Source organism: Amycolatopsis samaneae (genome assembly GCF_039541975.1).
Lineage (GTDB): Bacteria > Actinomycetota > Actinomycetes > Mycobacteriales > Pseudonocardiaceae > Amycolatopsis > Amycolatopsis samaneae.
On record NZ_BAABHG010000006.1, the window covers coordinates 434,673 to 456,537 of the forward strand.

A 21,865-nucleotide genomic window follows, 5' to 3' on the forward strand; every position below is an offset into this window, starting at 1 on the left:
CCGCCCCCTTGCGACTTGATAGATCGCTCTAGCGAGTTGAGGGTAAGCCCGGACGGCCTCCGTTGTCGAGCCGGACCGTGGCGCGCAACCGCGGCTCGGCACAGGAGCGCGCCGCCTCGACGACGTACTCACCGGGCAGGTACCGCCAGCCCCCGTCCCAGATCGACGCGGCCCTCGGCTCGATCCGCACGACGGTCTCGATCTCCTCACCCGGGCCCGCCTCGACGTTCGCGAACCCGGCCAGCCAGCGATCGGGACGGGCGGCGTCGGCGAGCACCGGCGCCAGGTAGACCTGCACGACCTCGCGCCCGGTCCGCGCGCCGGTGTTGCGCAGCCGCACCGTGACCTCCGCGCCGCCTCCGGCGTCCGGTTCCACCGCCAGCGACGTGTATTCCCAGGTGGTGTAGCCGAGACCGTGCCCGAACCAGTACGCGGGCGCGACGTCCGTCCGCGCCCAGGCGCGGTAGCCGACGAACACGCCTTCGGCGTACTCCAGCACACCGTTCTCCGGCTTGACGTTCCACACTGGACAGTCGGAAAGCCGGTCCGGCCAGGTGGTCGGCAGCCTGCCGCCGGGTTCGCGCGCGCCGAACAGGACGTCCGCGAGCGCGGCCCCGCCCGCCTGCCCGGGAAACCACACGAGCAGCACCGCCGCGACGTCCGCGCGCCACGGCATCTCGACCGGCGCGCCCACGTTCACCACCACGACCGTGCGCGGGTTGACGGCGGCGACCCGCGTGACCAGCTCGTCCTGCCTTCCCGGCAGCGCCAGGGACTTCCGGTCGAAGCCCTCGCTCTCGACGTCGGCGGTGGTGCCGACGACGACCACCGCGACCTCGGATTCGGCGGCGAGTTCCACCGCGGCCTCCAGCGCGGCGCCGGGATCGGCGACCGGGCCGGAATACCCGAGCGCGAAGGAGATCCAGGTGATCCCGCCGTCCGCCATCCCCGGCGGAACACGGTAGACGAGCCGGACGTCGGTCCGCGTACCCGCGGTCAGCTCGGTGGCGTGCCGTTGTTCCGCGACGTGGGTGACCGCGGTGACCGCGTCGGTGCCCTCGGGAACGGTCGAGCCGTCGAACAACGTCTTCCCGCCCACCGTCAGGGAAAGCAGGCCCGCCCCGGTGACACCGAAGGTGTGCTCGCCGGAAAGCTCCGGGGTGCACGACCCGGCGATCTCGACCGAGCCGAGCACACCGAGGTCGAGGTCACCGGGAAGTTCGCCCGCCCAGTGGATTTTCCCCTCCGGCAACGGGAAACCGGCAAGCTCGCGGCCTTCGTGGTCCCGGGCGATCGCGGTCAGCTCGAAGCCGTCCGACGCCGTGGGCAAGGTCGTCCGCGGGTCGGCGCCGAGCGCGTAACGCAGGTCGACACCGTCCGGGAGCACCGCGCGGAGCCCGTCGAGCGGCGAAACGACGTCGGCCGGGAAGACCGTCGCGCTGCCGCCGCCGAGGATCTTCGGGTCGTCGGCGAGCGCGCCGAGCAGGGCGACACTGCGCGGCCTGCTCAGCGGGAGGAGGTTGTTTTCGTTGCGCAGCAGCACGAACGAGCGGGCGGCCAGTTCACGTGCCAGCGCCTCGCCGTCCACTTCGGACACTTTCGGCGGCTCGTCACCGTCGAACGCGCCGACACGGCGGGCGAGCAGCAGGACCCGGCGCACCATGTCGTCGACCACACTCTCGTCGACGGCGCCCGCCCGTACCGCCTCGGCGAGCCGCGCGCCGAACACCGTCCGCGGGCCCGGCATCGCGACGTCGAGGCCGCCCTTCGCCGCGTTCACGGTGTCCCGTGCGGCCAGCCAGTCCGACACGACGAAGCCGTCGAACCCCCATTCGCCACGCAGCACGTCGTTCAGCAGCCGGGCGTGCTCGGTCATCGTCGACCCGTTGACCCCGTTGTAGGCGGCCATGATCCCCCACGGCTTCGCCCTGTCCACAATGTACTCGAACGGCGCGAGGTAGAGCTCGCGCAGCGCCCGCTCGTCGACGGCCACCTCGGCGGTGAACCGCTCCGTCTCGAAGTCGTTGGCCACGAAGTGCTTGACCGTCGTGCCCACTCCGCCCGCCTGCACGCCCGTGACGTACCCGGCACCGATGTGCCCGGTCAGCAGGGGATCCTCGGAATAGCACTCGAAATGCCGCCCGCCGAGCGGCGACCGGTGCAGGTTGACCGTCGGCGCCAGCAGCACGTGCACGCCCTTGCGGCGAGCCTCCTGCGCCAGGACCGCGCCGACGCGTTCGGCCAGCGCGGGATCCCAGGTCGCCGCGAGCGCCGTCGGGCTGGGCAACGCGAGCGACGGATCGTCCGGTGTCCAGCGCACGCCGCGTACCCCGACCGGGCCGTCGGACAGCACGAGGGAGGCCAGCCCGATCTCCGGCAGCGGGGGCAGCGTCCAGACGTCCTGCCCGGCGAGCAACCGCGTCTTCGCGTCCAGATCGAGCTTCCCGAGTAGCGCGTCGTCGGTCATCGCTTCCCCTTCCGTGATCGGTCCTGGCAGAACCAGCCTTACCCAGGTTCCCTGGCATACGGTAGGTTACGTTATTCATTTGTGATTCTCGGCGGAGTCCCGTAGGCTGCGGATCATGAGCCGCACCAGGGGCACCGATCGCCGCGAGAGCATCATCCGAGCCGCGTTCGAGGTCATCGCCGAGCGCGGCTACCGCGGCACGTCGCTGGCGGCCGTCGCCGAGCGGGTCGGGCTGACCCAGCAGGGCCTGATGCACTACTTCCCCAGCAAGGAGGACCTGCTCACCGCGGTACTCGAAACCAGGGACGAATGGGATCTGCTCAACTTCGGCCGGTCCGCCGCCCCGCCCGCGATGACCCCCGGCCAGCTCGCCGACCTCGTCGACTACAACGCGACCCGGCCAGGGATCGTGCAGACCTACACCGTGCTGTCCGCGGACAGTGTCACCGAGGGACACCCGGCGCGGCAGTACTTCCACGACCGGTACCGGCGGGTGCGCGCCGGGATCGCGCAGTTGCTGGAGCGCAACCGCGAACTGCTGCCACCGGGCCTCACCCCGGAACAGCTCGCCCCGCTCGCGATCGCGGTGCTGGACGGACTCCAGCTCCAGTGGCTGCTCGACCCCGAAGAGGTCGACATGCCGCAGAGCTTCCGCGACTTCCTGACTTTGCTGGGCACGAAACCGTGACGCGCCGTTCGTGCCCGCGGTTCTGAAGGTTCCCTCTGGGACGTCCGTGGGGAGGCGGCGGGGCCCGCACAACACCGGCGATGTCCCGAAAGGGCCATTGAGGACATTCAACGTCTCCAACGGCCCTTTCAGGACACAGAAGCCTCCGAACCGCCGATCGCCTGTCGCGAATGGACCGTTCGCGCCATCGCGGCTCCCCCGAAGATCCACCCTACAGCAGCGAGAGGGTTCTGAGTCCACAAAGGACTAAGTGCCGTCAAGGCCACCTTACGGGCGTCTGACGCCGGTAAGGTGGCCTTGACTGCGCGATCGCGCGACCCCGCTACTGGTCGCGCACGATCTCGCGCAGGCGTCGCAGGGTGCGCAACGTCGTTTCCAGATCGGCGTTCGGGAGCTGGGCGGCGACACCGTCGGACCAGGCCGACTGCGCCTCCCCGAGCCGCCGCAACGCAGCACGCGCCCGATCGGTGAGCCGCAGCAGCGGCGCCCTGGCATCGCCGGGGTTCTCCACACGTTCGAGCATTCCGTTGCGCAGCAGGCGGTTCACCGTCTCCTGGACACTCTGCCGCCGCAGTCCCCGCCGCCGCGCCAGCTCGGCGGCGGTCGAGGGCCCGTGTTCGAGAAAGCCGAGCACCTGCCACTGCGCCGCCGTCAGCCCGACCGGCGCGGTCAGCGCGTCACCGGCGGCGAGCAGCCCACCGTTCACACGGAAGACCTCGTCGATCACCTCGGTGAACGTCTGCGCGCGAGCGGTACGGCGTGCCATGGTGCTAGTGTCGCATATCGACAGGTACCTGTCGAAAGGAGAGGGCATGCCCGCCATCGGGACCGCACACCGCAAACTCACCGCGTTCGTCGGGAACTGGTCCGGCACCGAGAAGATCGCCGCCTCACCATGGGCGCCCGCGACGACGGCGACCGCCCGCTGCGAGTACCGGCCGGCACTCGACGGGTTCGCCGTCGTCCAGGACTACCGGCAGCGCCGCGCCGACGGCGGCCCGGAGTTCCTGGCGCACAACGTGTTCACCGCGGACCCGGAAACCGGCGAGACCCTGTGGTACGGATTCGACAGCTACGGTTTCCCACCCGAGACCCCGGGACGCGGCGACTGGGTCGGCGACACCCTGGTGCTGGAAAAGAGAACCCCGCGCGGGACGGCCGTGCACCGCCTCACCCCGGACGGCGACGTGCTCCGGCACGAGATCGACGTCCGAATGGGTGAAGCACGCGAATTCAGCCCTTTCCTGCGTGCCCATTACTCACGTGACACCGAAACTGTCGGACCCCCGGAGTAGAGATGAAGGCGTGCGCAGAACCGCCGAGACCCAGAACGCCTCCACTCCGCTGATCGGGGTGGAGCAGGTCAAGATGCCCGAGTGGGCCCGCGTCGACGAACGCGCGGCCGCCGCCGGGTTCGGCCAGGCCGTGCGCACGCTGCCCACCGCGGTCGCGGTCGTGCTGAGGCTGGCCTGGCGTACCTCCCCCCGGCTGACCGTGCTGGCCGCGTTCGTGCACCTGGTGTCCGGCTGTGTGACCGCGTTCGGCCTGCTCGCCACGGCCAACGTGTTCACCGCGCTGCTGACCCACGGCCCCACCCCGGAGCGTGTCCTGCACTCCCTGCCCGCGCTCGCGGTGGTCGCCGGGTCCTACGCGGCACGGGCACTGCTGGACGCCGCGGTCGCCGCCGTCGAAGGAGCGCTGCGCCCGCGCATCACCACCGCGGCCGACCACGCGGTGACCGCGTCCGTGGTCCGCGTCGGACTGCTCGCCTTCGAGGACGCCGACTTCCGGGAGCTGGCCAAGCAGGGCGCCCGGCAGGGCGTGCGGTCGATCGAGACGAGCCTGCGCGAGTTCGCGGACCTGCTCTCCTCGCTCATCTCGCTGCTCGCCGCGATGATCACCGCGGCGCTGCTGAACCCGTGGCTCGCGCCGGTCCTGCTGCTGGCCGCCGCCGCGAACGGCTGGGCGTCGGCGCGGGTCGCCAAGCTGAACTACCGGCACTTCCTCGACACCGTGAGCCGGCACATCCGCAAGACGGTCGTCGAGGAGGTCGCGACCTGGCGCACCATGGCGCTGGAGCGGCACGCGCTCACCCTCCAGGAGCCGCTTTTGGCCGAGTACCACCGTATCTCGGCGAGCCTGATGCGCGAGGAGGTGCGGCTCGCGCACCGTCGCAACCTGGTCCGCACCACCGGGCGGACCGCCGCGGGCGTCGGCACCGCGATCGCCTACCTCGTGCTCGGCTGGCTGCTCTACACCGGCGGAATGCCGCTCGCGCTGGCCGGCACGGCGGTGCTCGCCATGCGCACCGCGTCGACGGCGCTGTCCACCACCACGCGGGCGGTCAACGCCCTCTACGAGGATTCGTTCTACATCGGCTTCTACCACCAGCTGCTGACCGAATCCGCCCGGCGCAGACCGGCGCCGTCCGCGCTGCTGGCGCCCGCCGACCCGGCCGAGATCCGGCTGGACGGCGTCTCGTTCACCTATCCCGGCCAGCAGGAACCCGCGCTACGGGACATTTCGCTGACCCTGCGGCGGGGTGAGGTGGTCGCGCTGGTCGGGGAGAACGGGTCGGGCAAGACGACGCTGGGCAAACTGCTCACCGGCCTGTACCCGCCGTCGGCGGGCACGGTGCACTGGGACGACGTCGATCTCGCGCTCGCGGATCCGGCCTCCGTACACGAGAACATCGCCGTCATCGCGCAGGAACCCGCGGAGTGGCCGATGACGGCGGCGACCAACGTCACGGTCGGCAGGCTCGGCAGGGCCGATCCGGACGCGGTGGCGTGGCGCGAGGCCGTCACCGCCTCCGGCGCGGACGAGGTGATCGCGGCCCTGCCACTCAAGGAACACACCGTGCTGTCGAAGAAGTTCAACGACGGCCAGGATCTCTCCGGCGGGCAGTGGCAGCGCATGGGGATCGCCCGCGGCATCTACCGGGACGCGTCGGTACTCGTCGCCGACGAACCCACGGCCGCGCTGGACGCCCGTGCCGAGGCACGCGTGTTCGCCGGGCTCCAGCGCGCCAGCGCCTCCGGGCACGGCAAGCGCACCACCGTCCTGGTCACCCACCGGCTGGCGAACATCCGCACCGCCGACCGGATCCTGGTGCTGGACAAGGGAAAGCTCGTCGAACAGGGCACCCACCACGAACTCCTCGCGGCCGGAGGCCTCTACCACGAGCTGTACGAAATCCAGGCCCGCGCCTACCGGAGCGAGGCGGCATGACCGCCTCGCTCCGGCGGCACCGTCAGCGAGCCGCCCAGCCGGGCCTCGGCTCGGGAGACGGGTGCCGGTCGAAACGATGCAGCAGGGCGGCGAATCCCACCGTGATCACCACCGGTGCGCCGTAGAGGAGGACGGCGTGCACGGGGGCAGCGAAGATCAGATAGGCATCGAAATCCAGGAACAGCCGGTCGGCTACCGATACCGCGATGAGGGGAGTGAGGATGATCGGCGCCGCGCGGCGGCCGCTTCGCGTCCCCGGGCGGCAGGCGGCCAGCACACCCAGCACCAACACCACCAGCTCGACCAGTTCGACAAGGGGGAGATACCTACCCAGCCCTGTCGTCGTGAGGAGACCGAGAATGACAGCCGTGCCGATGAGAATGATCAGTCGTGACAAGCCCAGCAGCTCCAAACCACGACGGGGCCCCGGCGACACGGTCACCGCCACCGCGGCGAAAACGCTCAGCAGCACCCAGCCCGCGGCCATTTCCACCGACCAGTGACGATCCGGGTCGATGGCGGTGACCACGATCAAGGCGGCGGTCGCCAGCCACGCGAGAGCCACCGAAGCACGACGCATGCCGAACACGCCAACCACAAGGGCCGCCAGCCAGGCAGACCACACCGGCACGTCGGCGAGCACGCCGAGCCACAGCCGCGGTGCCCCGGCCTCCGCTCGGATCAACCCCCTGATGCCGCGCACCGCCCAGTAGGCCCCGACCAGCAGGAGCACCGGCGCCAGCAGGCTCACCATCGCCAGGGTGTCTCGCCGGTCCCGCCCCCGGTGTCCGCCCAGTGCGTGCTGCCACCGCACCTGGACAGCACCCCACAGCAGGTCCACGGTCTCCGCCATCCCCGGACGGCTCCGGCCCTCGGCGCCGTCGAGCAGCACACCCAGCATTTCCTCACCATGCGCGGCGCGGTGCGCACGCGGATACAGGGCCAGCAACCGAAGATAACGCCGCTCTATCGGGGTATGTCCCGCATCGCGCTCGTTCACGCCAGCCCTCCCTCGCCACGCAGCTGCAGCCGCTGCTCGGCGGCGCTGGTGTGTCTCTGCCTCCGCCGCACCTCGGCCGTCAGCCGGGCGGCCCCCGTTTCGGTAAGGCGGTAGTAGCGGCGCAGCCTGCTCTCCACCACCTCCTCGCGATCGACCTCCACCCAGCCTTCCGCGCAGAGTCGGTCCAACGCGGCGTACAACGTCCCGGCCCGCAGGGTGACCTGCCCATCGGAAATCGCCGCGACGTCACGCAACACGCCGTAACCATGTTGCGCCTGGGCGGCGAGCGCGGTGAGGACCAGAAAGGTCGGCTCCCGCATGGCAACCTCAGTCATGTCGAGAGCATATACCGATAGACAGAATATATCGACAAGGGTGTGCGTCGCTGATGCCCGGTGGCAGGTCGCTAACCGATCCGGCGCAGCACGACCATCGGAATCGGCCGGCCCGCCTTGGCCTGATGCCCCTCGGTGCCCGGGTTACGCGAGACGAACAGGTCGTACAGCCGTTCGCGTTCGGCTCCCTCGGCCGCCGTCGCGCGAGCGGCGAACCGCTCGGTACCCACTTCGACCGTCACGTCGGGGCAGGCCACCAGATTGCGGAACCACTCGGGGTCGCGCGGCGAGCCGAGATTGGAGGCGAACACCACCAGATCCCCGCCATCGGCCACACAGGCCAGCGGGCTCGTCCTCGGCAGGCCGCTCCGCGCCCCGACCGTGGTCAGGAGCAGCATGGACGTACCGGCCAGGCGGCCGCCCAGCACACCGCCGTTGGCCCGGAACTCCTCGATCACCGATTCGTTGAACGCCCGCATGTCCACGTGTCACTCCCCCTCGCTCACCAAGAACGCGTCGTGCGCAGGGTAGCGCAAGCACTCCCGTTGTCCAGCGCGCCAAGGGAAACGATCGGCTGAGCGGCTTCAGCCCGCGAGCGTCACCGAACCGAGGTGCGAGAAGTGCGCCGCCACCCGGGAACCGGGCCGCACCTCGACCGCGTCGGTCATCCCGCCGGTCAGCACCAGCCAGCCCGCCTCCAGCGCGAGGCCGCGCTCGCCGAGGGCGTTGGCCGCCAGCGCCAGCGCCTGCGCGGGATGGCCCTGGACCGCGGCACCGGTCGCGGTGTCGACGATCTGGCCGTCGACCTCCACCAGCGCCGCCTCCAACGTGAGATCCACTGTGGACGGATCGAGGCCGACGGGTCCGAGCACGAAGCGGGCCGAGGAGGCGTTGTCCGCCACCACGTCCGGCAGTTGGAAGCGGAAGTCGCGGTAGCGGCTGTCGATGATCTCGATGCCGCCGTACACCGCGGAAACGGCGTCCAGCGCGCTCGCCGCGGTCACGCCGGGGCCGGTCAACCGCTTACCCAGCAAGAAAACCAGCTCCGGCTCGGCACGCGGGTGGATCAGCTCGGCGTGCGGCACCGGTTCACCGGCCGGGAGCACCATCGCGTCGGTGAGCCAGCCCAGCAGCGGCGAGTCGATGCCCATCCGCTGCTGCTTGGCCCGCGACGTGAGGCCGAGCTTGACGCCGATCAGCGTCTCGCCCCTGGCACGGCGCAGCCGGAGGGCCTCGTCCTGCACGGCATAGGCGGTGCCGAGGTCGAACTCCGGCCAGGTGTCGGTCAGCGGCTCCCGGTCGGCGACCGCGTCGGCGGAGGCGAGCAGGAGTTCCGCGGCCGCGTGCACACCGGGACTGTTCGTTCCGAGACTCATCGGGCTTCCTCCTCGGAGAACACGGCGGTGACGCTGCCCAGTCCCGCGATCGTTGCGACCACCGTGCCGCCGGGACGGACCGGGATGGCCCGCGTCATCGAGCCGGGCAGCACGACGTGCCCGGGTTCGAGGGTCACCCCGAGCGGGCCGACGGTGTTCGCGAGCCACACCAGCGCGTTGATCGGCGAGCCCAGCACGGCGCCACCGGCCCCGGTCGCCGCGAGCTCGCCGTCGGCGTGCAGGAGGCATCCGGCCAGCCGCAGGTCGACGTCGCCGAGCGCGGTCGGCCTGCTACCCAGCACGACACCGCCGGACGAGGCGTTGTCGGCGATCGTGTCCACCAGCGCGATCCGCCAGTCCCGGATACGCGAGTCGACGATCTCCAGCGCCGGCAACACGAAATCGACCGCGCGCACCGCGTCGGCGACGGTGACCCCCGGACCGCGCAGCGCCGAGCCGAGCACGAACGCGACCTCGGGTTCGATCCTCGGCTGCAGGAATCGCCCGCTCGGGATCGGCTGGTGCTCCAGGTGGAACATGGTGCCGGTGAGGTGACCGTAGTCGGGCTGGTCGACGCCCATCTGCCGCTGCATGGCGGCCGAGGCGAGGCCGACCTTGTGCCCGCGCACGACATCGCCGCCCTCGACCCAGTGCCGCACCACGTGCTGCTGGATCCGGTAGGCGTCCTCCACGGTCGCCTCGGGATAACTCGTCACGAGCGGTTCGATCGGCTTCCGCGTCTCGTAGGCGCTCATCAGGCTGGTGGCCGCTTCGTGCAGCGCGTGTGCGTCCATGGGGTCCTTCCGACACCGCGAACTCTGCCGTCCAGAGCGGGAGCGGACAAGACCGCCGTTCCGCTGAGCAGAACAAAAACCTCTCGCAAGTCAATCTCTTGCGCGCGAGATGTTATCGGCGTACCGTCGTGACCACGCACAGCGAGAAAGGACGTGGTCACCGTGGCCCTGCCCGAAACCGAGGTCGCGAAGCTCGCCGAAGTCCGCGACGATCTCCGCCGCCGCCATCTCCGTCCGGCCGGAGAACGGCCAGCCACCATCGGGCGCGGGATCCACCACACCGCGCTGATCTCCAGCGACGTCGAACGAACGATCACCTTCTACCAGGACATCCTCGGCTTCCCGCTGACCGAACTGTTCGAGAACCGCGACTACCCCGGGTCCAGCCACTTCTTCTTCGACGTCGGCAACGGGAACGCCGTCGCGTTCTTCGACCTGCCCGGTCTCGACCTCGGCCCGTACGCCGAGGTGCTCGGCGGGCTGCACCACCTCGCGCTGTCCGTCACCCCGGAACACTGGGAAGGCGCACGCAAGCGGCTCGACGAAGCCGGGGTCGCCTACCAGCTGGAGAGCAGGACCTCGATCTACCTGCCCGACCCGGACGGCGTGCGGCTGGAACTCATCTCGGACCCGCTCGGCGAGATGTACGGCGAAAAGATCGGCTGAACCGTGGATTCGGCTCGTCGTTCGCGGGCTCCGGAAGCCGTAGCGGCGGAATGCCACGGCACGGTTGGACGTTCCACCGGTATGAAGCCAGAGGAGATCCTCGCGAGCGCGGACACCATCGCGGTCGTCGGCCTGAGCCGCGACCCGGCGAAGGCGGCGCACGGCGTGCCCGCGGTGTTGCGGGAACACGGGTTCCGGATCATCCCGGTGCACCCCTCCGCCGACGAACTGCTCGGCGAGAAGGTCTACCGATCCTTGACCGACATTCCCGAGCCGGTCGACCTCGTCGACGTCTTCCGCCCCGCGGACGAGGCGCCGGGCATCGCGGCACAGGCGGTCGCCATCGGCGCGAAAGCGCTGTGGCTCCAGCAGGGAATCGTCTCCGCCGAGGCACGCCGCATCGCCGAGGAGGCCGGGCTCGAATACGTCGAGGACCGCTGCACCGCCGTGGTCCGCGCCGTCGCGAACATCTCCAAAGCCGCCTAGCTCCCGGGGCCGAACGCCCCAATGTGGCATTGGGTGCGCTCAACGCACCGAACGCCACATTCGCTGCGTCCAACGCAGCGAACGCCACATTGGGGCGCTTGGGGCGCCGGGGTACCGGGAGCGTCAGGGCAGGTGCTGGGGGCCGGTGGGGACGGTGGGATCGGGGTTGTCGCGGACCTCGAACTGGGCCTGCCGAAGTTTGGAAACCGTTGCGGGGTAACGAAGATCGGCCCTGTCGTGCGGGAACCCGGCGGGCGGGCGGCCGAAGCGGAACGCCGAGGTCAGGTCACCGGCCGTGCGCCGCCGCCAGTCGCTGATGTGCGGCTCCCGCACCCCGAAACGCGCCTCCAGCAGGCGGATCAGCGACGAGTGGTCGAACGTCTCCGAGCAGACGAAACCCCCGGCCGTCCACGGCGAGACGACCACCGTCGGCACCCGGAACCCGAGGCCGATCGGGACGTCGCCGACGAACTCGTCCGGGGTGCCCGCGGCGGGCGTTGGCGGCAGCACGTGGTCGAAGTAGCCGTCGTTCTCGTCGTAGGTCAGGATGAACGCGGTTTTCGCCCACACGTCCGGGTTCGCCGCGATGGCGTCCAGTTTGGACGCGATGTACTGCGCGCCGGCGGCGGGCATCCAGTTCGGGTGCTCGGTCTGCGCGGAGGGTGCCACCAGCCAGGAAACCGCGGGCAGCCGGTCGTTGCGGGCATCGTGCTCGAACCAGCCCGCCGACTTCTTCACCATTCCGTTGCGGTACAACGGCGACGACTTCGGCGCGTCCGCGAACTGCCGGAACCACGCCAGCGAGTTGTCATCGTAGTTGTCCTCCTCCTGGTAGATCCGCCAGGAGACACCGGCCTCGGTGAGCCGCTCCGGATAGGTCTTCCAGGACAGCACCGGATTGTCCGAGGACATGAAGTTCGTGTTCGCCGGGCCGCCCGCGGTGCCGTGCGGGTCGATCCAGCCGGTCCACATGTACAGCCGGTTCGGGTTCGTCGGGCCGATCACCGAACAGTGGTAGTTGTCGCACACGGTGAACGCCTCGGCGAGCGCGAAGTGGAACGGAATGTCCTCGCGGTCGTAGTACGCCATGGTCTTGGCGCCCTTGGCCGGGATCCAGTTGTCCATCTTCCCGTTGTTCCACGCCGAGTGCTGATCCGACCAGTTGTGCGGCAGCCCCGGCGTCGCCTGCGCGTTCGTCTTCGCCGTGTTGTAGCGGAACGGCAGCAGATAGCCGTCCGGATGACCGGAATACGGCTGCTTGAACACGGAATCACCGTTCGGCAGCTTCATCGCCGTCGGATCGGAGAACCCGCGAACGCCCTGCATGGTGCCGAAGTAGTGGTCGAAGGACCGGTTCTCCTGCATCAGGATGACGATGTGCTCGATGTCGGAAAGCCGGCCGGGACGCACTACGGGCTCGGCGATCGCCCGGCGCACGTTCGGCGGCAGCACCGTCGACCCCAGCGCGGCCGCCGCGGCGGCACCGAGGACACGACGTCGGGTCAGGGGGTGGCCGTTCACGCGGATGCTCCAAAGTGGACGATACGGTGGTTTCCGGTGTCCGCGACGAAGATCCGGCCCGCCGGGTCGACGGCGACCCCGAGCGGGAAGCGCAGCGCGCCCGGACCGTCCGTCCCGAACTCCGCGCGATAGGGGCCGGTGACCCGGAACTGCGCCACCCAGCCGTAGTCGGGCACCACGACGTAGGCGTCACCGCCCGCGTTCACCGCGACGTCGGCGGGGTTGGACAGCCCGCCGAACGTACTGTGCTGCCCGTAGCCGATCGACGCGATCGCCTTGCCCTCGGCCGAATACCGCACCACGGCGACGTTCCCGCTCGCCGCGCGTCCGTTGTGGACGACCCAGGCACCGCCGGCGCCGTCGCTCGTGACGCCCTGCGGCGAGCTGACCTTCTCGGTGACGTCGGCCAGCGCCGCCCCGTCCCTGGTGTCGAACCGGGCGACGCGCTGGTGCCCGGTGTCGGCCACCCAGAGCCTGCCCGCGGTGTCGATCGCGACACCGCGCGGGTTGTCCAGCTTGCCCGCGCCGAACTCCCGGACGAACCCGCCCCACCAGGAGTACTCGACGACCCGGTTGTTCCCGGTGTCGGCGACGTAGACGTTGCCCGCGCCGTCGAGCGCGACGGCCTGCGGGGACCGGAGCCGCCCGGCCAGCACCCGCACCAGCCTGCCGTCACGGGTGAACGCCTGCACGCGGTCGTTGCCGGTGTCGGCGACCCACAGCTGCCCGCGCGCGTCGACCGCGATCCCCGCCGGATCGCTGAACTGACCGGGCCCGGCGCCGAGCCGCCCGAACGCGCCACGGAACACCGGCGGCGTCGTCGGTGGCGAGGCGCGGACGCTGAACCGCACCGGATCGGCGAGCCAGGCGTAGCCGTCGTTCGAGAGGTAGAAGGCGAGGTAGTTGCCCGGCGCGAGAGAGCCCGAGAAGAACGACACCGTCCCGCTCGCCCGCGGCACGTACTCCCAGAGCGTCGAAGGTCCGACGTAACGCTGATCGACCGGCCCGTTGCCGGGATCGGCGTAGATCCCGACCCAGTTCTTCGGGGTCACCGTCGAGGGCGGCGTCGAGTAGCTGAAGGTGATCCGCTCGCCCTGCTCGACCGAGGAGGCGTCGCTGGTCAGTGTCCCGGACGTTGGCACGGGCACAGCATCACCCGGCGGGCCGCGCCAGGGCCAGCGTCAAAAGTAGGTCGCCCGCCCGCGTTCAGGAACTGTTCCGTTCCGGATCACCTAATCCGCGGCGAGGCGGTAGCCGACGCCTCGCACGGTCTCGATCGTGTGTGTGCCGAACGGGGTGTCGATCTTGCGGCGCAGATAGCCGACGTAGACCTCGACGACGTTCTCGTCACCCTCGTAGTGCGCGTCCCAGACGTGGTTCAGGATCTCGTTCTTCGTCAGCGCCGCGCCCGGACGCCGCAGGAAGAACTCCAGCAGCCCGAACTCCCGCGCGGTCAGCTCGATCCGCTTCTGTCCTCTGTGGACGGTCCGGGCGGCGGGGTCGAGCCGGAGGTCACCCGCCGCCAGCACCGTGGGCCGGGCGGGCGCGCCGCGGCGCAGCAGGGCCCGCAGCCGCGCGATCAGCACCACGAAGGAGAACGGCTTGCTCAGGTAGTCGTCGGCACCGAGGTCGAACGCGTCCGCTTCGTCGTATTCGCCGTCCTTCGCGGTCAGCATGAGCACCGGAGTCCAGTTCCGCTGCGCCCGCAACCGTTTCAGCACCTCGTACCCGGACAGTTCGGGCAGCATGATGTCCAGCACGATCGCGTCGTAGTCGCCCTCGGTGGCGGACCAGAGACCGTCCTTGCCGCTGTGAGCGACGTCGACGGTGAACCCCTCGGCGACCAGGCCCCTGCGCAACGTCTCGGCGAGTTCGCGCTCGTCTTCGACGATCAGCAGCCGCATCCGGTCAGTCCTCCTCCTCGTCCTGTGGAAGGTCGATCCGGGGCAGCTCGATCCGGAAGTGCGCTCCAGGATAGTGGGGCTCTGTCACGTCGAGGTAGCGCGCCGACCCGCCGTGCCGCGCGGCGATCCCGGCCACGATCGCCAGCCCGAGCCCGGTGCCGCCGTGGTAGAAGCGCTGCCGGGACGCGTCGAGCCGGACGAACCGCTCGAAGATCCGTTCGCGGTCGGCCGGCGCCACGCCGGGCCCGTCGTCGCTGACCTCGACGAACGCGCGGTCGTCGTGCACCGAGCTGCTCACCCGGATCCGTTCCTTCGCGTACTCACGCGCGTTGTCGACGAGGTTGCGCACGGCGCGGCGCAGCTGTGCCTCGCTGCCGTGGACCTTGGCCGGCCAGGCCCTGACCTCGATCTCCAGTGTGCTCTCGCCACGCACCCGCTCCGCCTCGGCCCGCACAATGTCGTCCAGGTCGACCTCCGTGCGGGAGGGCCGGTCGGTCGCGTCGTCGGTCCGCGCGAGCATCAGCAGATCGTCGACCAGCTCGCGCAGCCGCGCGGTCTCCCGGGTGATCACCGGCACCAGCTCGTCGGTGCCCATGCTTTCCGGGTGCTGGCTGGAAACGTCGAGCGCGGCGCTGATCGTGGACAGCGGCGAACGCAGCTCGTGACTCGCGTCGGCGACGAACCGGCGCTGCGCGGCCTGTGCCGAGGCGAGCCGGTCGAGCATCGAGTTCAGCGTCGCGGCCAGCCGGTGCACCTCGTCGCTGCCCGGCGGCAGCGCCACCCGCGCGCTGAGATCCGTGGTCGACACCTCCGCGACCGTCCGCCGCATCCGCTCGACCGGCTCCAGCGCCGACCCGACCGACCGGTACACCGCCAGCCCGGAGATCCCCAGCAGCGGGATCGCGATCAGGCCGAGCAGCAGCGTCAGCCGCGTCGACGCGTCCGTCACCGGCATCAGCGACCGCGCCGAGACCACCGTGTACGGTCCGCCCGGCCCGTACACCAGCCGCGACACCGTGCGATAGCTGCTGGAGTCCTCGTGGATGGCGAGCGTCCTGGTCTCCACGATCTCCTGGCCCGGCCCCGGCCGCGCCCGCGTGATCGGCGGCAGCGTGGCGATGGCCGGATCACTGGTCACCGGATGCCCGCGCGCGTCGAGGACCTGGGTGACGGCCTCGGCGTCCCCGGTCGCGGCGACACCGGTGTCACTCAGCCCGGCCGCGCCCACCTTCGCCAGCTGCCGGGCCACCTGGAGACCGGTGCTGCGCGCGCTCTCGGTGACACTGCGATCGAGCGAGTTCTCCAGCAACAGGACGACGACCACCCCGGCGAGCACCATGGCCAGCGCGAGCAGGAACACCGCGACCGCGGTCGTGCGCATCCGCACGCCGGTCGCCGCGATCAGCCGCGCCACCTTCATCAGGGCAGGGTAGAAGTACCCCTGGTGCCCGGTACCGGCAGTGCCGTCCGGTGGCGGCTCCGAGTCCCAGGTCACCAGGCTCAGGTCGGCGCCGGTCCGGTGCGGTGGACCGCAACGCCGCCCCACGACCGCGGATGACCCGGGTTCAGGCCCGGCGACGTTTCGCCGCGGCGAACCGCTCGGCGCGCAACTGCTCGACCTCGGGCATGTCCAGCGGCTCGAGCTCGTGCCCGAGCAGCCAGGTCAGCAGCAGGTCGGCCAGCGCGGGGTTGCGCGCGAGCGCGGGCCCGTGCAGGTAGGTGCCGACGACGTGGCCGGTGACCGCGCCCTCGGTGCCGTCACCGTTGCCGGTGCCCGACACGACCCGCCCGAGCGGAATGCTGCCCTCGCCCAGCTTCGTGCGGCCCTGGTGGTTCTCGAACCCGGTGAGCGCCTCGCCGCCGAGGATCGCGCCGCCCTCGGCGACCAGCTCGGACACCGCGCGCGGGGTACCGGGCTCGCCCGGCTCGGTCACCACGTCGAGCAGGCCGAGGCCCTCGTGGTCGACGCCGTCGCTGCCGCGGAACCGGGTCCCGAGCACCTGCAGACCGGCGCAGATCGCGAGCACGATCGCGCCGTTCTCGACCGCCTTGCCCAGCCCGATGCGCTTGCGCAGGTGCTCGGTGGCCAGCGCCTGCGCGCCGTCCTCGCCACCGCCGAGCAGGTAGATGTCCAGGCTGTTCGGCACCGGTTCGCCGAGCAGCACCGGGACGACCTCGGCGTCGTGGCCGCGCCACTGAAGACGCTTGCACAGGACGTGCGCGTTCCCGGAGTCGCCGTAGGTGCCGAGCACCTCCGGCAGGATCAGGCCGATTCGTGCGGTGGACATCGAACTCTTCTTCGCGGGCTCGGCGGCGAACTGCGTGCGCCGGTCACTGTCAGTTGTCATTCGGCAGCCTACCCAGGAGGTCGCGGAACGCGGTGTAGTTCGCCACCAGGTCCACCCCGCCGGGCCGCACCGCGTCGATCGCGGCGACCGGGTCGGCCTGCATGGTGTAGTCGACCTCGGCGTAGCGCAGCCGGACCGCGAGGTCCGCGCAGCGCTCGCCGGCGGCGATCACCTTGCGCCCGCGCAGTTCCTCGAAGCGCACGTCCCACAGCCACGACATGTCGCGGCCGTCGGCCTCGTGCGCGTTGACCGCGACCACCACCGGGGCATCCTTCTCCAGCACGTGCAGGGTCTCGGCCCAGCCCGCCGGGTTCTTGGCCAGCATCAGCCGCACGGCGTGCTCGCCACGGCGGACCGTGCGGTACCGGCCGCCGATGTCGGTGATGCTGGTCAGCCTGCCGGTGGCGGTGTCCGGCGAGACGCCGACACAGTTCGCCGCGGCCAGCGCCATCGCCGCGTTCGAGCGGTTCGCGTCACCGGGCAGCCTCAGGTCGAGAGCGACCGACGAGCCGTCGGGCGTGCGCACCTCGTTGCCTTCGAGCTGCCAGGCCGGCTCCGGCCGGACGAGGCCGCAGTCGCTGCGCCACTGCCTGCCCTCCTGGACGATGGGGCCACCGCAGCGCGGGCACGACGTCGAGTCGTCCGTCCAGCGCCGGACGGTGCCCACCCAGACCGGGTTCGCCGCGGCCGACGCGGCCGAGGTGACCAGTACGTCGTCGCAGTTGGCGACGACGTGGGTGTTCTCCATCTTGGCGATCGCGGCGCGTAGATCGCGTTCGAGCGAGCGGACCTCACCGACGCGGTCCAGCTGGTCGCGGGACAGGTTGAGCAGGACGAGCACCGCGGGGTCGACCTGTTCGGCGACCCAGGGGACGTAGGTTTCGTCGACCTCCAGCACCGCGTACGGGGCGGAGGGGCGCCGGGCGAGCGCGGAGAGCACGCCGTCGGGCATGTTCGCGCCTTCGCTGTTGTGCGCGACCTCGGCGAGGGCTTCGACGGAACGGGCGAGCATCAGCGACGTCGTGGTCTTGCCGTTAGTGCCGGTGACCAGCAGAACGGTCCGCTCACGACCCAGCCGCCGTAACGCCTGCGGGTCGAGTTTGAGCGTGACCCGTCCGCCGATCATCCCGCCACTGCCGAGTCCGGACTTGCGTGAGAGCCACGCTGTCACCCGGCCGGCAGCCACGGACGCGCGCGTGCGTAGGGGGCTGCGAGCAGTCATCGGTTGCACCTTGCCCGTCATAGGCTGTGATTTTCCTGAGTGGGTGATCCGGCTCTTCACCCACCCCTTCGTAAGTCAAGTTAACGATCGGAGGTTGAACCAGATGGCGCACCCCTAAAGTCGGGACGCGCGCCACTTTGTTAAGAGACCTTCCATAGAAACATCGGAGGTGTTAGCGTCCAAACCCCGCCCAGCGGAACGACTTTCCACTGAACGGGACCTCGGGCGCGTCCATCGGAGGGCAGCATGGAGCCGGACCGCGGAACTGGCAAACACGGCCTTGACCAGAGCGGCACACTCGAGCGCGGACTCGCGGTTCTCGAGCACGTCGGCCGCCACCAGGAGATTTCCACCAACGCGATCGCCCGGCAACTGGGTCTTTCGCGCAGCGCCACCTACCGGATCGTGGGGACGCTCAAGAACCTCGACTACCTCGAAGCCGACCAGGCCACCGGCCGGGTCCGGCTCGGCACCCGGCTGGTCGAGCTGGGCGCGCGGGCGATGGCCGCGACGGATCTGCACCGATGCGCGCCGCGCTACCTCTCGGCACTGGCCGAACGGTCCGGGGAGACGACCTACCTCGCGGTGCCCGACAACGACGCGATGGTCTACGTCGCCACCGAACGCAGCGCGAGCGCGGTGACGCTGGCCTGCCGGCTGGGCACGCGGCGCCCGCAGCACGCGACGTCGCTGGGCAAGGCGTGGCTGGCGGCGCTGCCGGAGGGTGACCGGCTGGAGCGGGTCCGCCGGATGCGGCTGGACGGCCTGACCCTGCGCACGATCGTCGACCCGGCCCGCCTGCTCGACGATCTCGCGCGCACGAGCCGGCGCGGCTGGGCCGTCGACGACGTCGAGAACGAGCCGGACGTCGGCTGTGTCGCCGCGGCCGTGCGCGACCACTCGGGCAGGCCGATCGCGGCGATCAGCATCGCCGGTCCCGCGGCACGTGTGCTGCGCCGCGTGGAGGAACTCGGGGCGACCGTCGCGGGCACCGCGGCGGCGCTGTCGATGCGGCTGGGTTACGTCCGGGTCCCCCGGGGTTAATCGCATGACCTGGCTCCAGGACTACCAGCCCGTGGGCGGGTTGTGGGTTTCCGCGCTGCTCGCCGCGTTGCCGATCGTCGTGCTGCTGGTGTCGCTGGGTGTCGTCCGGCTCTCGGCACACCTGTCGGCGGCGCTCGCGCTGCTCACCGCGCTCGGTGTCGCGCTGCTGCTCTACCGGATGCCCGCCGGGCTGGCCTTCGGCTCGGCGGCCATGGGTGTCGTGTTCGGCGTGTGGTCGGTGGCCTGGATCGCCTTCCACGCGGTGTACTTCCACAACGTCACGGTCGCGACCGGCCGGTTCGAGTCGATCAAGCGGGCGCTTTCGGGGTTCAGCGAGGACCGGCGGTTGCAGGCGCTGCTCATCGCGTTCAGCTTCGGCGCGCTGCTCGAAGGCGTCGCGGGCGGCGGCTCGCCGATCGCGATCACCGCGGCGATGATGGCCGCGCTCGGCTTTCCCCCGGTCAAGGCCGTGGTGCTGGCGTTGCTGGCGAACACCGCGCCGGTCGCGTTCGGCGGGCTCGGGAATCCGCTGATCGTGCTGGGCAGGCTGACCGCGCCGATCATGCATCTCAAACCGGACCAGGCGACCGACGCGTTCTCCGCGATGGTCGGGCGGCAGGTGCCGTTCCTCGCGCTGATCATCCCGGCGTTCCTCGTCGTGGTGCTCGCGGGCTGGAAGCGCATGCTGGAGGTGTGGCCGGCGGTGCTGGCCTCGGGCGTCGCCTTCGCCGTGATGCAGTTCGTCGCCTCGAACTTCGTGAGCCCGAGCCTCGTCGACGTCCTCGCCGCGCTCGCCGCCATGGCCGCGCTGTGGGTGCTCACCCGGTTCTGGCAACCGAAGACGGTCTGGCGTTTCGACGGCGAGAAGCCGGTTCCCGCTTCTCGCAGCGTCGGGGCCGCCGGTTCTTCCGGACGGGGCGCGCTGTACGCGTGGACGCCGTACATCATCCTGATCCTGGCGATCTTCCTGTCCCGGATCGGGACGATCTTCAAGAACCTGCCGGGGTGGCTGGATCTGACGAAGCTGCTGCACCGGGCGGACTGGGTGTTCGCCTGGCCCGGCCTGCACAACCAGGTCGTGCAACATCCGCCGATCACCGCGAAGAACAGCCCGTACGCCGCGACGCTCACCGTGGACTTCCTCTTCTCCCCGGGAACGGTCGCGCTGCTGGCCGCCGTGATCGCCGGGTTCGCGATGGGCGCCCGGCCGGCGAAACTGCTGCGCGCCTACCGGCAGACGCTGTTCCAGATGCGCTGGGCGCTCGCGACGATTTTCCTGATCCTCGCGATCGCGTTCGTCATGAACTACTCGGGAGCGACGCAGACACTCGGCCTCGCACTGGCCACCACCGGCGTGTTGTTCCCGATTTTCTCGGCGTACATCGGCTGGCTCGGTGTTTTCCTCACCGGATCGGACGCCTCCACCAACAGTCTTTTCGGGCCGATGCAGGTGATTTCCGCGCAACAGCTGCACCTCGACCCGGTACTGGCCGGCGCGACGAACACCTCGGGCGGCGTGATGGGCAAGATGATCTCGCCGCAGAACCTGTCCATCGGGGCCACCGCGATCGGGCAGAGCGGGAAGGAGGGCTCGCTGCTGCGTCAGACCTTCCTGTGGTCGCTGGCGCTGACGGCCGTGGTCGGGGTGATCTCCTTGCTCCAGGCCACCGTGCTGAGCTTCATGATCCCGTCGCCTTAGAGCACGCACCGGTCCGTGAATGCCACATTGAGGGACTCAGAGTCCCTCAATGTGGCATTCACGGACTCGTGGGACGCCGGGGATCGGTTCACCGGGTTTCGCGGCATCTCGCGAATTCGGCGCGAATCCAAAATGGACAGAAGGCGTCCAGGTTGCTCTGTCCGGATGAACCGGGGAGGAAACCCCGCGCGGGCGACCTACCGTGGTGTCATGCCGATGACGCTGATCAAAGGAACGTTCCAGATCGTCGGGGCCTCGCCGGACGGGGATTCGGTGCGGTTCTATCCGGACGATCCCCAGGCCACCAAGAAGGCGGGGCTCAAGGTCCGGTTGAATTCGCGGGGCGGAATGCAGCTGCGGCTCGACGCGATCGACGCGCTGGAGACGCATTACCGGCCACAGGGCCACGGGGAGGAACTGCACCAGCCCGCCGATCTCGCGAACGCCGCGTCCGCGCGGCTGCTCGCCCTGCTCGGGTTCACCAAGGCCGAACGCGACGAACGCGGCGTCGTCACCAGGGCGGTCCCGCCGAAGGTCACCGGGCACATCCTGACCCGGTTCGCCGACAAGTACGGCCGCGCGGTCGCGTTCGCGTTCCCCGGCCAGCGGCCCGGCCGGTCGACGGATCTGAGCGATGTCCACTTCGACGTCAAGACGCTCAGGAACTCGGCCAACTTCAAGCTGACCGCCGAGGGCCTCGTCTACCCGACGTTCTACTCGAAGTTGTACCCCGATCTCCGGCAGGCGCTTTCCGACGCGGCCGTCGCGGCGCGGGAATCGGGCAGCGGAGCGTGGGCACACGACGTCACGAACGCCGGGTTCCGGCTGCGGTCCCGCAAGCAGCTGACCGACGACGTGGTGATCCTGCCGAAACTGTTCCGCAGGCTGGTGGACTACCTGTCGCTCGACGAGTCGGGCGGGGTGTCGCTCGCCGGGTTCCCGCACTACCTGAGCACGCGGAACGATCGGCTGTTCACCATCCCCGACGGGCACGCGACGGAGTTCGAAACGCTCGTTTCGGTGCGCCGCCAGACACTTCAGCTCACCGTCGAACCGGAACGGATCGTCTTCGCCGAAGCGTGAG

General features: G+C 70.3%; 21 protein-coding genes. 8 read left to right on the forward strand and 13 right to left on the reverse strand.

The window, feature by feature from the left end; translation table 11 throughout:
- Positions 1–28 precede the first annotated feature (28 nt).
- Positions 29–2,467 (reverse strand): glycoside hydrolase family 3 protein, encoded by a 2,439-nt coding sequence (locus ABD987_RS18745; protein WP_345394638.1) that lies wholly within the window; start codon positions 2,465–2,467, stop codon positions 29–31.
- Positions 2,468–2,582: 115 nt separating this feature from the next.
- Between ABD987_RS18745 and ABD987_RS18750 the strand changes: the two genes are divergently transcribed.
- On the forward strand, positions 2,583–3,155 hold the full coding sequence (locus ABD987_RS18750; protein WP_345394641.1) for a TetR/AcrR family transcriptional regulator: 573 nt from the start codon (positions 2,583–2,585) through the stop codon (positions 3,153–3,155).
- 322 nt (positions 3,156–3,477) lie between these two features.
- Here ABD987_RS18750 and ABD987_RS18755 read toward each other — a convergent pair whose 3' ends face one another.
- Complete coding sequence (locus ABD987_RS18755) at positions 3,478–3,921, reverse strand: MarR family winged helix-turn-helix transcriptional regulator (RefSeq protein ID WP_345394643.1); 444 nt, start codon at positions 3,919–3,921, stop codon at positions 3,478–3,480.
- Positions 3,922–3,967: 46 nt separating this feature from the next.
- Here ABD987_RS18755 and ABD987_RS18760 point away from each other — a divergent pair, with 46 nt between their 5' ends.
- Both ABD987_RS18760 and ABD987_RS18765 read left to right on the forward strand, forming a co-directional pair.
- Positions 3,968–4,450: a DUF1579 family protein gene (locus ABD987_RS18760; protein ID WP_345394646.1), complete on the forward strand. Its 483-nt coding sequence runs from the start codon at positions 3,968–3,970 to the stop codon at positions 4,448–4,450.
- 73 nt (positions 4,451–4,523) lie between these two features.
- On the forward strand, positions 4,524–6,386 hold the full coding sequence (locus ABD987_RS18765) for an ABC transporter ATP-binding protein (protein WP_345394829.1): 1,863 nt from the start codon (positions 4,524–4,526) through the stop codon (positions 6,384–6,386).
- Between the two features lie 22 nt (positions 6,387–6,408).
- Here ABD987_RS18765 and ABD987_RS18770 read toward each other — a convergent pair whose 3' ends face one another.
- The 5 genes from ABD987_RS18770 to ABD987_RS18790 form a co-directional block, all read right to left on the reverse strand.
- Entirely contained in the window at positions 6,409–7,386 is a 978-nt protein-coding gene (locus ABD987_RS18770) for a hypothetical protein (RefSeq protein ID WP_345394648.1), read from the reverse strand.
- Positions 7,383–7,721, reverse strand: coding sequence for a PadR family transcriptional regulator (locus ABD987_RS18775; protein ID WP_345394651.1), 339 nt, complete (start codon positions 7,719–7,721; stop codon positions 7,383–7,385). The genes ABD987_RS18770 and ABD987_RS18775 overlap by 4 nt, the downstream gene beginning before the upstream one ends.
- 71 nt (positions 7,722–7,792) lie before the next feature.
- Positions 7,793–8,200 (reverse strand): nitroreductase/quinone reductase family protein, encoded by a 408-nt coding sequence (locus tag ABD987_RS18780; RefSeq protein ID WP_345394832.1) that lies wholly within the window; start codon positions 8,198–8,200, stop codon positions 7,793–7,795.
- 105 nt (positions 8,201–8,305) lie between these two features.
- Positions 8,306–9,097: a 2-keto-4-pentenoate hydratase gene (locus tag ABD987_RS18785; protein ID WP_345394654.1), complete on the reverse strand. Its 792-nt coding sequence runs from the start codon at positions 9,095–9,097 to the stop codon at positions 8,306–8,308.
- On the reverse strand, positions 9,094–9,891 hold the full coding sequence (locus tag ABD987_RS18790) for a 2-keto-4-pentenoate hydratase (RefSeq protein ID WP_345394657.1): 798 nt from the start codon (positions 9,889–9,891) through the stop codon (positions 9,094–9,096). The genes ABD987_RS18785 and ABD987_RS18790 overlap by 4 nt, the downstream gene beginning before the upstream one ends.
- Positions 9,892–10,053: 162 nt before the next feature.
- On the opposite strand from ABD987_RS18790, the gene ABD987_RS18795 reads away from it, so the two are divergent.
- Both ABD987_RS18795 and ABD987_RS18800 read left to right on the forward strand, forming a co-directional pair.
- Complete coding sequence (locus tag ABD987_RS18795; protein WP_345394660.1) at positions 10,054–10,557, forward strand: VOC family protein; 504 nt, start codon at positions 10,054–10,056, stop codon at positions 10,555–10,557.
- Positions 10,558–10,638: 81 nt separating this feature from the next.
- Positions 10,639–11,043: a CoA-binding protein gene (locus ABD987_RS18800; protein WP_345394663.1), complete on the forward strand. Its 405-nt coding sequence runs from the start codon at positions 10,639–10,641 to the stop codon at positions 11,041–11,043.
- A gap of 123 nt (positions 11,044–11,166) precedes the next feature.
- Here ABD987_RS18800 and ABD987_RS18805 read toward each other — a convergent pair whose 3' ends face one another.
- The 6 genes from ABD987_RS18805 to ABD987_RS18830 all read right to left on the reverse strand — a co-directional run bounded on the left by ABD987_RS18805 (position 11,167) and on the right by ABD987_RS18830 (position 18,038).
- A complete protein-coding gene (locus ABD987_RS18805; protein WP_345394665.1) occupies positions 11,167–12,564 on the reverse strand; it encodes a phosphocholine-specific phospholipase C in 1,398 nt (465 codons plus the stop codon).
- On the reverse strand, positions 12,561–13,712 hold the full coding sequence (locus ABD987_RS18810) for an NHL repeat-containing protein (protein WP_345394668.1): 1,152 nt from the start codon (positions 13,710–13,712) through the stop codon (positions 12,561–12,563). The genes ABD987_RS18805 and ABD987_RS18810 overlap by 4 nt, the downstream gene beginning before the upstream one ends.
- Positions 13,713–13,796: 84 nt before the next feature.
- Complete coding sequence (locus ABD987_RS18815) at positions 13,797–14,468, reverse strand: response regulator transcription factor (protein WP_345394671.1); 672 nt, start codon at positions 14,466–14,468, stop codon at positions 13,797–13,799.
- 4 nt (positions 14,469–14,472) lie between these two features.
- Entirely contained in the window at positions 14,473–15,888 is a 1,416-nt protein-coding gene (locus ABD987_RS18820) for a sensor histidine kinase (RefSeq protein WP_345394674.1), read from the reverse strand.
- A gap of 145 nt (positions 15,889–16,033) precedes the next feature.
- Positions 16,034–16,756 carry a type 1 glutamine amidotransferase gene (locus tag ABD987_RS18825; protein WP_345394835.1) on the reverse strand — a complete coding sequence of 241 codons (723 nt, stop codon included), beginning with the start codon at positions 16,754–16,756 and terminating at the stop codon, positions 16,034–16,036.
- A 49-nt stretch (positions 16,757–16,805) separates the two neighbouring features.
- The gene (locus ABD987_RS18830; RefSeq protein WP_345394677.1) at positions 16,806–18,038 is read right to left on the reverse strand and encodes a MurT ligase domain-containing protein; all 1,233 of its coding nucleotides are present in this window, start codon (positions 18,036–18,038) and stop codon (positions 16,806–16,808) included.
- A 246-nt stretch (positions 18,039–18,284) separates the two neighbouring features.
- Between ABD987_RS18830 and ABD987_RS18835 the strand changes: the two genes are divergently transcribed.
- From ABD987_RS18835 to ABD987_RS18845, 3 genes are all read left to right on the forward strand, one after another.
- Positions 18,285–19,082, forward strand: a complete 798-nt coding sequence (locus ABD987_RS18835; RefSeq protein ID WP_345394680.1) for an IclR family transcriptional regulator — start codon at positions 18,285–18,287, stop codon at positions 19,080–19,082.
- A gap of 4 nt (positions 19,083–19,086) precedes the next feature.
- The gene (locus tag ABD987_RS18840; protein ID WP_345394683.1) at positions 19,087–20,781 is read left to right on the forward strand and encodes an L-lactate permease; all 1,695 of its coding nucleotides are present in this window, start codon (positions 19,087–19,089) and stop codon (positions 20,779–20,781) included.
- A 210-nt stretch (positions 20,782–20,991) separates the two neighbouring features.
- Entirely contained in the window at positions 20,992–21,864 is an 873-nt protein-coding gene (locus ABD987_RS18845; RefSeq protein WP_345394687.1) for a nuclease, read from the forward strand.
- Position 21,865 lies beyond the last annotated feature (1 nt).

What these genes read in the sequence shown, in the direction of transcription:
- ABD987_RS18745 (WP_345394638.1), bottom strand. Translation starts at nt 2,467, where the DNA reads ATGACCGACGACGCGCTACTCGGGAAGCTCGATCTGGACGCGAAGACG.
- ABD987_RS18750 (WP_345394641.1), top strand. Translation starts at nt 2,583, where the DNA reads ATGAGCCGCACCAGGGGCACCGATCGCCGCGAGAGCATCATCCGAGCC.
- ABD987_RS18755 (WP_345394643.1), bottom strand. Translation starts at nt 3,921, where the DNA reads ATGGCACGCCGTACCGCTCGCGCGCAGACGTTCACCGAGGTGATCGAC.
- ABD987_RS18760 (WP_345394646.1), top strand. Translation starts at nt 3,968, where the DNA reads ATGCCCGCCATCGGGACCGCACACCGCAAACTCACCGCGTTCGTCGGG.
- ABD987_RS18765 (WP_345394829.1), top strand. Translation starts at nt 4,524, where the DNA reads ATGCCCGAGTGGGCCCGCGTCGACGAACGCGCGGCCGCCGCCGGGTTC.
- ABD987_RS18775 (WP_345394651.1), bottom strand. Translation starts at nt 7,721, where the DNA reads ATGACTGAGGTTGCCATGCGGGAGCCGACCTTTCTGGTCCTCACCGCG.
- ABD987_RS18780 (WP_345394832.1), bottom strand. Translation starts at nt 8,200, where the DNA reads ATGCGGGCGTTCAACGAATCGGTGATCGAGGAGTTCCGGGCCAACGGC.
- ABD987_RS18785 (WP_345394654.1), bottom strand. Translation starts at nt 9,097, where the DNA reads ATGAGTCTCGGAACGAACAGTCCCGGTGTGCACGCGGCCGCGGAACTC.
- ABD987_RS18790 (WP_345394657.1), bottom strand. Translation starts at nt 9,891, where the DNA reads ATGGACGCACACGCGCTGCACGAAGCGGCCACCAGCCTGATGAGCGCC.
- ABD987_RS18800 (WP_345394663.1), top strand. Translation starts at nt 10,639, where the DNA reads ATGAAGCCAGAGGAGATCCTCGCGAGCGCGGACACCATCGCGGTCGTC.
- ABD987_RS18815 (WP_345394671.1), bottom strand. Translation starts at nt 14,468, where the DNA reads ATGCGGCTGCTGATCGTCGAAGACGAGCGCGAACTCGCCGAGACGTTG.
- ABD987_RS18820 (WP_345394674.1), bottom strand. Translation starts at nt 15,888, where the DNA reads ATGAAGGTGGCGCGGCTGATCGCGGCGACCGGCGTGCGGATGCGCACG.
- ABD987_RS18825 (WP_345394835.1), bottom strand. Translation starts at nt 16,756, where the DNA reads ATGTCCACCGCACGAATCGGCCTGATCCTGCCGGAGGTGCTCGGCACC.
- ABD987_RS18830 (WP_345394677.1), bottom strand. Translation starts at nt 18,038, where the DNA reads ATGACTGCTCGCAGCCCCCTACGCACGCGCGCGTCCGTGGCTGCCGGC.
- ABD987_RS18835 (WP_345394680.1), top strand. Translation starts at nt 18,285, where the DNA reads ATGGAGCCGGACCGCGGAACTGGCAAACACGGCCTTGACCAGAGCGGC.
- ABD987_RS18840 (WP_345394683.1), top strand. Translation starts at nt 19,087, where the DNA reads ATGACCTGGCTCCAGGACTACCAGCCCGTGGGCGGGTTGTGGGTTTCC.
- ABD987_RS18845 (WP_345394687.1), top strand. Translation starts at nt 20,992, where the DNA reads ATGCCGATGACGCTGATCAAAGGAACGTTCCAGATCGTCGGGGCCTCG.